Annotated in this window: 7 protein-coding genes; 3 read left to right on the top strand and 4 right to left on the bottom strand. The window is 33.1% G+C overall.

The window, feature by feature from the left end; all coding sequences use genetic code 11:
- Positions 1–260: 260 nt before the first annotated feature.
- From ACWA1B_RS22020 to ACWA1B_RS22010, 3 genes are all read left to right on the top strand, one after another.
- Positions 261–926 (top strand): hypothetical protein, encoded by a 666-nt coding sequence (locus tag ACWA1B_RS22020; RefSeq protein WP_456910671.1) that lies wholly within the window; start codon positions 261–263, stop codon positions 924–926.
- 195 nt (positions 927–1,121) lie between these two features.
- Positions 1,122–1,760 (top strand): hypothetical protein, encoded by a 639-nt coding sequence (locus ACWA1B_RS22015; protein ID WP_456910669.1) that lies wholly within the window; start codon positions 1,122–1,124, stop codon positions 1,758–1,760.
- 144 nt (positions 1,761–1,904) lie between these two features.
- Positions 1,905–2,078, top strand: coding sequence for a hypothetical protein (locus tag ACWA1B_RS22010; RefSeq protein ID WP_008468862.1), 174 nt, complete (start codon positions 1,905–1,907; stop codon positions 2,076–2,078).
- Positions 2,079–2,294: 216 nt separating this feature from the next.
- Here the strand turns inward: ACWA1B_RS22010 and ACWA1B_RS22005 are convergent, their stop codons facing one another.
- From ACWA1B_RS22005 to ACWA1B_RS21990, 4 genes are all read right to left on the bottom strand, one after another.
- Complete coding sequence (locus ACWA1B_RS22005) at positions 2,295–3,914, bottom strand: ABC-F family ATP-binding cassette domain-containing protein (RefSeq protein WP_142450814.1); 1,620 nt, start codon at positions 3,912–3,914, stop codon at positions 2,295–2,297.
- A 236-nt stretch (positions 3,915–4,150) separates the two neighbouring features.
- Positions 4,151–4,924, bottom strand: coding sequence for a TlpA family protein disulfide reductase (locus ACWA1B_RS22000; RefSeq protein ID WP_456910666.1), 774 nt, complete (start codon positions 4,922–4,924; stop codon positions 4,151–4,153).
- 342 nt (positions 4,925–5,266) lie between these two features.
- Positions 5,267–10,018, bottom strand: coding sequence for a T9SS-translocated chitinase ChiA (gene chiA / locus ACWA1B_RS21995; protein ID WP_456910664.1), 4,752 nt, complete (start codon positions 10,016–10,018; stop codon positions 5,267–5,269).
- A 466-nt stretch (positions 10,019–10,484) separates the two neighbouring features.
- Positions 10,485–12,551 carry a beta-N-acetylhexosaminidase gene (locus tag ACWA1B_RS21990; protein ID WP_456910662.1) on the bottom strand — a complete coding sequence of 689 codons (2,067 nt, stop codon included), beginning with the start codon at positions 12,549–12,551 and terminating at the stop codon, positions 10,485–10,487.
- Positions 12,552–12,815 lie beyond the last annotated feature (264 nt).

Genomic DNA, 12,815 nt, shown 5'->3' with positions numbered 1-12,815 from the left:
TGCAAATATACGGAATCTGATTTTATTTGTTGGGGTGTTGAGTGGGGAAATATATTTTTTGATTTCGTTTATTAATTAAAATTTCAAAAGTCTTTTTTTTTTGTTTTATTACTAATCTTTATTTTACAAAATAAAATCTTACTTTTTTCAAGTAATCTTAATTTAAAATTATATTTTAGTGGAGTTACACTTTTCTTTTAAAGAGGATCTTAGGCTGAAACAGTAACTATTATTTTTAAAATTATTAAGAAATAAAATTTATGATTGAAATTGGAACAATTACAATAAGCACAATAATAGGATTTGTGATAGGCTATTTTACATCTTATTTTAATGAGAAAGGTAAAAACAAGGCACTAATTGAAGATACCAAAAGAATAACTGAAGAAAAAGAAAAAGTAACTTCTCATTATGCCTTAGACATTACAAAAAGAACTTTTCGATATGAAGATAAGAGATCAATGTATTTTAAATATTTTAATTTACTTGATGAAATGCAAACAGAAGGAAATAAAATTGCCCAAGCTGAAATGTTACCTGCTATTAATAAGTTTATGCAAAATCATTTAAATGCAAACGGAAACACTAATCAAATTTTAAAATCAACTTCTGCACTATCAACTTCTGCAAACAATGCAATGATGAAAATGCATGAAAGTCAAATCAAATTAAAAAACGAAACAAATAGTATTAGATTAGTTGCTGGCGAATCAGTTCTAAATGCTCTTTCAGAACTGGAAAGATTATATGACATTCAATTAGAAACTAGTAGTAAAATGATGAAAGATTTAGCAAAAAATGTTGTCGGAAATAAACAACATATTTTACTTCAACAAAAGAATGAAAATGAAATACTTGCTAACAAAATAAACTTTTGCAAAGAAAATATCATCAGAGAAATGAAAAAAGAGTTAGATGAAATTTAGATAATCCTATATATCACTAGGATTGGTATGAAACCCGATAGGACGGAAATGCTTTCCTTATTTGCAAATATATAACCTTCAAAGGAGATACATCATTAGAAAATCTAAAATTCACAGGAGAAATCATCTGGTTCTTAAATTCATTCACGCAAAAATTATTTAACTCCAAAACTAAATCATTCAAGAATTTTACAAATGAAACAACCAAATTTTAATTCACAAATTATTAATACTATTAATAACCGAAAAACAACTATTGAGGAATTAAAAGCAATTGAACCAATCTTAATTGAAAATTGCAAAACTAGCATCAAACTCATGTACAACTATTATTTCATAACTCTTGTTTTGATTATAATTTGGTTTTTAATAGATAATTCTATTATTTCAGAAGTAAAAGTATTAGACCTTAGCATTAATAATAGACAAATTCTTATTTTATCAATTCCTTTTCTTGCTATTGTTTCTAATTACATAACGGTCTCCTACATGGCATTTAACCAATTGATTGATGCAGGACTAAAAGAAATACAGAGTAAAATATATCCAAATATTAGTAGTGGATCAATGCTTGAGCTTTTAATTTACCCTTCACTAATTGAGTTAGAATCAATAAAAATGAGATTGTCTAATAATTCATTAATTAGTGGTTTTGGCTTTATATTAATTGCAGTAACTTTCATGCTATTGCCAATTGTATTAAATGGAATTATTTGTTATAAACTATTCGCTTTTTTACTAAATTCTCGTTATATTTTACTTCCGATTGTATATATACTTATTCTGTTTAAAATTATTTCTAATTTGTTTTTTTATTTCAAACAATTTCAATAATTAAGTAAATTCAAATAATTAGTTATATAAATTATTTCAACAAAATACAAATACCTAAATCCTAAAACATTTCCCAAAAATTCTATAACACATTTTCCAGCTTCCTGAAGTAATTTTAAATATCAATTTAAAACATCAGAAGTCATGCAAAATAAAATACTAAGATTGTTAATGGTATTTGTAATACTGTTTTCATTTACAAGCTGCGAAGTTATTGGAGACATTTTTAAAGCCGGAATGGGATTCGGGATATTTATCGTAATTTTTATTATTGCGATTATTATCTGGATTTTCGCCAAAATGTTCGGAAGCAAATAGTTGTCAATAAACAAATAAAAAATCCTAAATTCCAATTTAAAACTTGGAGTTTGGGATTTTTTTATCATTTAAAACAAAGTCCAATCTTTGTCGAGCTACTTGCGAAGATTTCTCCCTTCGGTCGAAATGACAAACTATGCTTGAAAGATATAGAATAGAAAATCCCAAATTCACAAAAATTGGAATTTGGGAATTTAATATATTGGAATTTAAAGATTAAAGATTGTACATCTTTTTTCTTTGTTCTTGAATTTTTTCATCATCAAGATATTCATCAAATGTCATGTAACGGTCGATTACTCCGTTTGGTGTCAATTCTACGATTCTGTTACCAACAGTTTGCGCGAACTCGTGGTCATGTGTTGTGAAAATTACAGAACCTTTAAAGTTTTTCAATGAATTGTTGAAAGCTGTAATAGACTCCAAATCTAAGTGGTTTGTTGGCTCATCTAGCATTAAAACGTTAGCACGCTCCATCATCATTCTTGACAACATACAACGTACTTTTTCTCCTCCAGATAAAACTCTTGAAGTTTTTAAAGCTTCTTCTCCAGAGAAAATCATTTTCCCTAAGAAACCTCTAATAAATACCTCATCACGCTCTTCTTCTGTTTTAGCGTATTGACGTAACCAATCAACTAAAGTCAAATCGTTTTCGAAATATTTATGGTTTTCAGCTGGCAAATACGCTTGGTTTGTTGTAATTCCCCAATCAAAAGATCCTGAATCTGCTTTTTGTTCACCGTTTAAGATTTCGTAGAAAGCTGTTGTTGCACGTGAATCTTTAGAGAAAAGAACGATTTTATCGCCTTTTGCCATATTCAAATCAACATCTTTAAAAAGAACTTCGCCATCTACAGAAGCTGATAAGTTTTCTACATTCAAAATCTGATCTCCAGCTTCACGATCCTGATCAAAAATAATCGCAGGGTAACGACGGCTTGAAGGTTTGATTTCAGAAATATTCAATTTCGAAATCATTTTTTTACGAGAAGTTGCTTGTTTTGATTTCGCAACGTTTGCACTAAAACGACGAATAAATTCTTCCAACTCTTGTTTCTTCTCTTCTGCTTTTTTGTTTTGCTGAGCACGTTGTTTTGCGGCCAATTGGCTAGACTCATACCAGAACGTATAGTTTCCTGAATAGTGATTGATTTTTCCGAAATCAATATCAGAAATATGTGTACAAACCGCATCTAAAAAGTGACGGTCGTGAGATACAACGATTACAGTATTTTCGTAGTTTGCTAAGAAGTTTTCTAACCAAGCGATTGTCTCGAAATCCAAATCGTTGGTAGGCTCATCCATAATCAATACATCAGGATTTCCGAAAAGCGCCTGCGCCAAAAGCACACGAACTTTCATTTTTCCTTCCATATCAGCCATTAAAGTATAATGATCTGCTTCTGAAATACCTAAGTTAGACAACATCGCAGCAGCGTCAGAATCGGCGTTCCATCCGTTCATTTCTTCAAATTGAACCTGAAGTTCTCCTATTCTATCTGCATTTTTATCATTATAATCCAAATAAAGTTCATCCATTTCTTTTTTAACAGCGTACAGAACTTTATTTCCCATTAAAACGGTTTCCAAAACAGTATGCTCATCAAACATATTGTGATTTTGGTTTAAAACCGACATACGTTTTCCTGGCTCTAAATGAATATGCCCCGAAGTTGGGTCCATATCGCCTGAGATAATTTTAAGAAATGTAGATTTTCCAGCACCGTTGGCTCCAATAACGCCGTAAATATTTCCGTGAGTGAATGTGGTATTTACTTCGTCAAACAAAATTCGTTTGCCAAATTGAACTGATAAATTATTGACTGTTAACATGAATGTCTTTTTAATTAATTTGGTGCAAAAGTAGTGAAAAAGGTTCTAAGTTGCAAAGATACTAAGGTGCTAAGGTTTTACACGAACAAGCATTTCTCAGAAAATCGCAGAGAAAGAACTTTATACAGGTCATAAAACCACATAAGTGATATAAGTTCATTTAAACTAAACTTATAATTTCCTACAATTAGCAACAACACTTATAATCTCTTACATGAACTTATATGGTTAAAAAACTACAGCTTACTTTCCTTAGCCAACGCTACTTCTAAACTTTCAAAATTTGGCAGGACTTTCGAAATCATTCCTTCTTTATTTAGAATAAAATGCGTTGGAAATGAATTCAGCTGCAAAGCTTCATTCATATATTCTTTCATATCAGGAATTACGGAATACGAAAGTGGTTTTCTTGCCAAAAATGTTTTTAATTGTTCTGGAGAATCTTCGGCTAAACTTATAAAAACAATATCTTTTCGGTTTTTGTATTCTTCTACTAATTTATTGACTTGCGGAAATTCTCTGATGCAAGGCGTACAATGAATATACCAGCATTTTATCACAATGATTTTTCCCTTCATGGATTCATTCGTTACCAAATTTCCGTTTAAATCCTTAAAGGAAAATTTTGGAAAAGCTGTTCCTTCCATTTTGAAGTTTTTATAAGCATCAAAACCTATTTGGTTTATTGTTGCTTTTATGCTTGTATCTGTTTTTGGCTGAATTTTGAATAGTTTATAAGCGTATTCATTTCCTTCAGATTTTAATCGGATTGGTATGAAATTTCCGTTTGCCAACTGATCCAGAAAAGTTTCTTTTGAGATTTCTTTTGAAGATGCATCTAAAGCAGTAAAATCTCTAGAAAGCATTATTTTTTTATTTTGATAAATTGACCAATCACTAAAAGTTTTCTGGATTTGAATGGGATCGACTTCTGGATTTCCAAATTTGTTTTGGCTGAAGCTTGAAGTGAAAAATAAAAATATAATTATAATAGTGAATGATTTTTTCATGAAGTTTTATGTGATAATTCTAAAGGTCAAAAATACTGATTTCTTTTTAACCGCAATGTCTTTGCGAGGAACGAAGCAATCTCACTAACAATTGATTCAGCAAGTGCGGTTGCTTCGTTCCTTGCAATGACATACTTTGTGGCTACTTTACATTTTAGACATAAAAAAACCTGGCAATAGAGATTTGCCAGGTTCATAATGCGCTTATCAAGGAGAAAACCAAATAACAAATCTCCTTAATTCACAGCATTTATTTGAAATAAAAATTAGATTAAAAAATAAATAACCAAACTCAATTTTAACCGTCCCAATTTTTTATTTCGAAATTTTCAATTCTTTACTCTAGTTTAAAAAATTCATTACTTTGAGTGTTTTTTTGTTTCCTGCTTTGTCTGTCACTATTACTAAAAATACTTGTTTAGATGAGAAATTATGATTCTGAAGCAGTACTTCCTTATTATTCAGAGCGTTTCTCTTACTTACTAAATTTTGTCCATAAACATTGAAAACATCAACTTGTGCAATATCTTCATTCTCATTTGAAACTAGTAAGGCATCATTTCTAAAATAAGCTATTGTGCTATCGTCTTTTGGAGAAATATCATCAAGAGCTAATGTTTTTGCTGCCGACTGCGATGCGAAATAAGCGGCATACGCATTAGATAATTCAGATGAATTTCCACAAGAAGATGCATCCCAGTTCACAGACCAAGTCATTAAACCTCTTAAAGAAGGATATGGTCCGCCTGGTTGCATCGTATATGTTCTTCCTGAAAAAGTTGTTCCGGTTCTCAAATAATTCATAGCGCTAATTCCTTCTGCTGGTGTTAAATAACCGCTACCTGCTGCACTCGGACAAGCTGGTAATGCAATAAGAACTTTTGAGGCTGGTAAACCATCAAAATGCATTCCTGTTGTACCAATGTTATACCCTTTTATCACCATATCCGTTAGGGCTGTTACCATGTTTGCTTTCTTAGCTGTACCATAATACTGACCATCTAACCCGTTTTCTCCTCCTGTGTTATACAATTGTACCGCTAACAAATCCAATTCATTACGCAAATTTTGAATGATTGGCAGGAAAGAACCAAAAGTATCCGTATAAGTAGAATATCCTCCTTGCACATATTGTGTTTCCGGAGCTGCAGTTAATAAAAATCCAGGGCCATAGTACGCTTTTAATTCTTTGAAAGCATCTACTACGTTTTTTAATCTTGGATAAGCAGAAATACCCGCATACGAAATATCTCTTAAACCTCCTGCATTAAAATTCATCGATCCGCCTTCAAAATCAATATCAACTCCATCAAATTGATACTCATCAATAATTGCTTTTAGGCCATTAACAAAAATATTTTTCTGCGTTACATTGTCTAAAACAACATGACCATTTTGACCTCCAATAGAAACAATAACAGGGACTCCGCTATCTCTTAAGGATTTTATATCATTCTTCAACAATTGTTTATCGAAAACACCATTGGTCAAATATCTAGTGTCATTTGTAGTTAACACTGGTGTATAACCATCGCGATTAACGGTCTCTACAAAAGAATAATCAACTACGTTAAACTTCTTTCCTACCATTTGAGAAAAATATAAAAATGGCGCTGAAGTATTTTCCCAAGAATGTGCGTATCCTAAAATAATTTTAGATGGAAGCGGAATAAATCTATTAGTGCCTACTTGCGCAATTTTAATTGTATTATTTAATGTAGTTACACCAGATTGATTATCGGTTGCTTTGATTACAACTGAATAATCCTGATAAGCAGATGGCGTAAAATTATATGTATAGGTATTATTTGTACCTGCTACCATATTAAATGTGCCTCCATTTATTGTAATCGTAACACCTGAAACCGATCCGTTACTATCAACAGCTGTAACTGAAATTGGTACAACCTGGAAAGTATTTTGGTATACAGTAGTATTCGATGGTGAATTCCAAGTAATTACAGGCAATGAATTTGGGCAGTTTGCACCTGAACAAGTTAATGTAAAACTATATGTTTTTGAATCTGTTGTTCCGTTTGATGCAGTAGCTGTAACAGTTAATGTATGACTAAGCGAAAACTGATTTGCTACTGGTGTCCAAACCGCTGTATAAGTTCCCGAAGAATTGGTAGCACTCAAACTTTGTCCATCTAAACTAAATACCACAGATGAGATTGTAGTGGCATCAACAGCACTTAATCCAACACTTGCGACAAAATTAATTGATGATCCTAAATTTATAGCAATCGCCGAAGCTGTTGGCGCTGTAATGGTAACCACTGGCTTAGTCGCAACCACCGCTTGTCTATTAAAATTATAAACCGTTGGAGTTGTTGGTACTGCAAAGTTGGCTAAGTTATTTGGGTAATAAGTCACTTCACCATTTTCCCATGTATTTAATTTCAAACTTAAAATTTGTGTATAACCTGCTACAACTGAATTATCGAAAGTGTAATTTCCTGATGCATCTGTTGTTGCCAAAACACTTTTCCAGTTGTGTGTGCTATCTGTCCAAGGTAAAACTATTTCTACTTTGGCATTAGCTACTGGCGTTGTTCCATTTTTAACACTACCGCTAATTAAGTTTGTGGCTGCTGCCAATGCTGATTTTGCTGTAGAACTTGTATTAAAATTGTAAACCGTTGGATTTGCAGGAACAGCAAAATTTGCCAGGTTATTTGGATAATAATTTACTTCTCCGTTTTCCCAAGTATTCAATTTCAAACTTGTAACTGTTGTGTAACCTGCTACAACCGAATTATCAAAACTGTATTTTCCTTGTGCATCAGTTACAGCAATAACGCTTTTCCAGTTATGTGTGCTGTCTGTCCATGGTAAAACTATTTCTACTTTGGCACCAGCAACCGGATTTGCTCCATTTTTAACTGTTCCGCTGATTTTATTTGTACTTACAACAATATCTTGCGCAAAATTCAATGTTTTATTTGCGTTCAAATTTGAATAAACTGTTGAAGCTGGTGTAAATGTTTGTCCTGTTAAAGCTGCAGTTACCGTATAGTTTCCGCCAGAAGGCAAACTAAGAGAATAAGTACCGCTTGCATTTGTAACCGCTGCATAGCTTCCGCCTGAAAAACTAGCTGTAACTGTTACGCCAGAAACCGGAGTTGTATTGTTTAAAACAGTTCCGCTTACAGTATAATTAACTCCTGCCGCACCTTGAGCAAAGTTCAAAGTTTTGTTTGAATCAATTGCGTTATAAAACGTTGAAGCCGGTGTATAAGAGAATCCAGATTTTGCCGCTGTAACAGTATAATTTAATCCTGCTGTCAAACCTGCAACACTGTAAAATCCGCTTGCATTTGAAACTGCTGTTAATGTTGAACTTCCTGAAACTGCAGAAATAGTTACACCCGAAACCGGAGTTGATCCGTCAAGAACTGTTCCGCTTACTGTATAAGTCGGTTGCGTTCCGTTAATAACAACTCCTGTTTGATTTACCGTAACGTTTGTTAAAGTTACAGGAGTAAATGTATAAGCCGCTTTTAAAGCCGTTAATGTATAATTTTGTCCCGAAGTCAAATTGTTGAATGCAAAATTTCCAGTGGTAGAAACTATTGTCTGAATAACCGCATTACTTGCATTTCTTAATTCAACTGTAACATCTGTAACTAAAGCTGATCCGCTTTTTACAGAACCCGAAATACTTACTGTTCCTGGAACAACGCTTCCGAAAGAAGTATCAACCTGAGTTAATAATGAATTTGGAATTGAACCTCTTGTATCCTGAGATAATTCCCAAATCATTCCTCCGGCCAAATTTCTAGATTTAATATACTGAACCTTTAAATCCATTGATTGCTTATCTTCATAAGAAATAAACTGTTTTAAAGTTGAGTTGTATAAATAAGGAACTTTAGTAGTATTATCAAAATATCTTACCCATCCTGCTGAAGCTGCAGATGCTGTTACCTGCATTGTATTTGGATCTAGATAAGCATGTGAATTTGTAACCGGATTTCCGACTAAATCACAAATTTCAATACTTCCAGAACGTTCACATGCTCCAGAACCATCCCAAGTACCGATTGGGTTTTGCGGATTGGTACATCCTCCAACTATATCTCTTGGAGCCGAAACAAACAAGCCTGGTAAATTTGGATTGTTTCCGTTATTGGCAACATGATCAAATTTTTTCCCATAGAAAGGTAATCCCATGATTAATTTATTTGCAGGAAAACCAATTACGTTTAAATATTGATTTGTTAATTCGTCTAACGATTCTGATTGAGTCGCGCCATATAATGGATCATTAGTGTTTCCACTTGCGTATAAAGGAGCATTGTAGCATGTTTTGTCATACCAGTTTCCTCCAAAATCATATCCAAAATAAGTGATATAATCGCAATATGTTGAAATATCTTCAGTCATTCCGTATTGTGATCTGTTGTTTGGGCCTAAATATTGCTTTGCTACATTTCGAACGTTGTTTCCAGCAGCGATTGTAATAAGCTTATTTGGCATTGCCTGACGCATTGCTTTCAACAAAAGCACTAAATTTTTATTGTCATCAGGACTGTATTTTTGTGCAGGAACAGGTGCTCCATTCACTATTTCTGTACCATCAGTTCCGCCTGAAAGAGGATATTCCCAATCGATGTCGAAACCATCAATAAACGGATAAGTAACAATGAAATTTGCCATATCAGCTGCTAATGCTGCTCTTGCTACCGGACTGGCGGCAATTGGCGAAAGATCCTGACCTTTTGTCCATCCTCCAACAGAAATTAAAACTTTTAAATGAGGATACTTTTGCTTAAGTTTCATTAAGTCATAAAAGTTTCCTTTTACCGGAGCATCCCAAGGAATCCCACCTTCCATATGCTCATAATCAGCATAGGTATCCAAACATTTCAATTTTGTATTCTCCGGATGTACCGGATCATACGTTGTGCCATAAAAAGAGTAATTTAAATGCGTCAATTTACTTCCATCAATTTTCGGAACGTTGAAATCCCGGGCATAAATAGACCATTGTGCATAATACCCCACTACTTTTTTACCGTGAGCTGGTTGGGCTAACGCAAGTATGGGAAACAACAAAAACAAAAAAAGTAATCTGTAATAATGTTTCATAGTTATTAATATTGGTTAATAGAAAATAAATAATTGGGCCGAAGCATTGTTAATGCTTGGTTTCGCTCAACACAGGTTGGAAGGCTGCGCCGATTGGAAATAAACTCAAATTAAATTCTATAGATAAATATTACTATTACTGATTCTTGATAATCATTAGCAAATAGTAGTGATTGATATTTATTTATAATTTTTAAAAAATTACTATTAAATACAACTGATAAATTTGGGACTACTCATCAATTAACTCTGTTTTGTCATGTTTTAAATTGTACTCTTTCTATTTGGTTTTTAAATGTTAATATTCCTTTAGTGGTTATTTTGTAATTATTTTGTTTTGATGTTGAATTAAAAAGAATTTGAAAGTTTAATTATAATTACCTCTGCCAAATGTTTTTTTGGCAGAGATAATCAGCACTCTTAAAACAATACTTAAACTTACTAAATACTAATTCAAACCAAATCTTTATATTAATTTCTTTAAGCCTGTGTAAACTGCCAGCTCCACGTCAGCATACTCTTTTGTATTACAGTCTTCAATTAATTTCTTCAAATCTTCTGATTTTAAAGTCGATTTGTTGTCCAAAATCAATAAAACCTGTTCTGACGCATCACTTAATTTTTTTGACAAAGGAAGAAATGATTGTACTAGTGGCGCATTTGCGCTTAATTCATTTAACCCTTTATTCACAGCAATCCATTTCGTTAAAAATGATGCCACTTTAGCTTTATTCTCAGGCGTTTTATTCGCTACATATTGCGTTACTACTTCATTAAAAGTTAGAGCATCTTTTGCGTCAGGTGTGCATGCATCTGCAAAAAGCGTCAATGGCGAATACATTTGATATTCCGTTCCACCTTTGTTGCGTGTATATCCTTTTAAAGGTTCACAAACATTCGAAAATTCATTTAATAAACTGATATCCTGATTGTTTGCAATATTCCTTAAGATTACTGCTTTGTTGCGAATATGCGTCAATCCTAATTCTTCAAGTCTAAATGAAACTACTTCTAGACGTTTACGCATATTGGACACATCTGTAATGTCTTCTGCCGACCAAAGTCTTTCTGCAATTGCAGCTGTTCTTGGCCAAACTCTTGAATCTATAGTAGTTTCAGATGCAAGCTCTGTCCACATTGTAGCTTCTCCTCCTAAAATTCTTGCTTTTTCTTCTGAAGTTAAATTTGATCCTTTTGGCATTGGATCATTTAAATAATGGCTTTCAACCGGATACATCAAATCGATATAATAACCGTTTGACAATACGGTTTTATACCCTTTTTTTACTGCATCAACTAAAGACTGTCCAGCAGCCATTCCTTCATTTGCACCTCTCCACGAATGAACAATCGCTTCTTTTGAAAGGTCTTTGGTTAAAATTTCTTCCCATCCCATTAATTGTTTTCCGTGCTTTTTAAGCATTGGAGCCAATTGCATTGTGAAATACGTTTGTAACTCGTGGTTTGTTTTTAAATTATGCTTCTTTTTAAACTCTTGAATTTTCGGATTTGCATCCCAATCTTTCCCCTCATTTTCGTCTCCCCCAATATGAAAATAAGCTCCGGGAAATAATGGGCAAACCTCATCAAAAAGTTCACTTAAAATTTGATATGTTTTAGGATTTGAAGGATCTAATGTTGGTGAAAAAATACCAGCATTTCTTTCAATTCCGTAGGTAGCAATTGCTGTTCCCTGAATATTTTTTTCAGAAGTTCCACCTGTCAGCGTAATCACTTTGCTTCCAATTTCTGGATAAGCTGTTAATATCGAAGATCCGTGACCTGGAACATCTATTTCCGGAACTATTAAAATACCGCGCTCATCGGCATATTTTACGATATTTTTAATTTCCTCTTGTGTATAATATAATCCATCCGAAGCAACCTCAATTAGTTTTGGATGTTTTTTCATTTCGATTCTCCACCCCTGATCGTCAACCAAATGCCAATGAAAAACATTCATTTTCATTGCTGCCAATCCGTCAATATTTCTTTTGATAACATCAACCGGCTGAAAATGCCTTGAAGCATCGATCATCAATCCTCTCCAGGTAAATCTCGGAAAATCTGAAATTTGAGTGTTCGGAAAATAAAATGAGGTATTATTGTTTTGCAGTAACTGCAATAAGGTTTCAAGGCCATGCAAAGCACCTAAATCACTTGTTGCGTTTATTGTAATTTTATTTTGTTTGACATCTAAATGATAACTTTCATCTTCGTACAAACCAATTTTTCCGCTTTTGGTACAGTTTATCTGAAGTTCAGCTGTTGGAACTTCATTTAATTTTGTCACAAAACCTTGAGAAAAAAACATACCAGTCCGGCCATCTAAACGACGTAAAAAACGTGTTACCCCGCCAAAAATTCTTGGATTTGGGTTTCCAGTAATATTTACTTTAAAACTTTTAGTTAAAGCAAAATTTCCGTCGTTTATAACAACACTCTGAGGCCAAGGCATAAGATTTAGTTGCTCTTTTTGAACCTGAGCACTAGATGTTAAACCTGCAAATAGTAGGACTAATAAATACTTCATTTTAATTTTTTTGAAATGATGTTTCCCTGAAGAAACATTAATAAATAGATAAAAGAAACAAAACTCAGAATGATCTCTATTGAACCTCACTAATCGCTATGAAACCAATCTGAATTTTGTAATTCGACTCGCTCTAAATACGAATCTTAAATTTTATTAGTAATCAAAGCGCTTAAAAGCTTCGATTGCTTCATATTCTGCCAAACCTAGTTCATCATACAGGATTGCTGTGTTTTTGTTTCGGTCTTCGGCCCTAACCCAGAA

Source organism: Flavobacterium xizangense, assembly GCF_054075145.1.
This window is presented reverse-complemented; position numbering and strand designations above follow the sequence as displayed.

Bases quoted from the DNA above. Each gene is read 5' to 3' on its own strand.
- ACWA1B_RS22020 (WP_456910671.1), top strand. From the start codon at position 261: ATGATTGAAATTGGAACAATTACAATAAGCACAATAATAGGATTTGTG.
- ACWA1B_RS22015 (WP_456910669.1), top strand. From the start codon at position 1,122: ATGAAACAACCAAATTTTAATTCACAAATTATTAATACTATTAATAAC.
- ACWA1B_RS22010 (WP_008468862.1), top strand. From the start codon at position 1,905: ATGCAAAATAAAATACTAAGATTGTTAATGGTATTTGTAATACTGTTT.
- ACWA1B_RS22005 (WP_142450814.1), bottom strand. From the start codon at position 3,914: ATGTTAACAGTCAATAATTTATCAGTTCAATTTGGCAAACGAATTTTG.
- ACWA1B_RS22000 (WP_456910666.1), bottom strand. From the start codon at position 4,924: ATGAAAAAATCATTCACTATTATAATTATATTTTTATTTTTCACTTCA.
- chiA (WP_456910664.1), bottom strand. From the start codon at position 10,018: ATGAAACATTATTACAGATTACTTTTTTTGTTTTTGTTGTTTCCCATA.
- ACWA1B_RS21990 (WP_456910662.1), bottom strand. From the start codon at position 12,551: ATGAAGTATTTATTAGTCCTACTATTTGCAGGTTTAACATCTAGTGCT.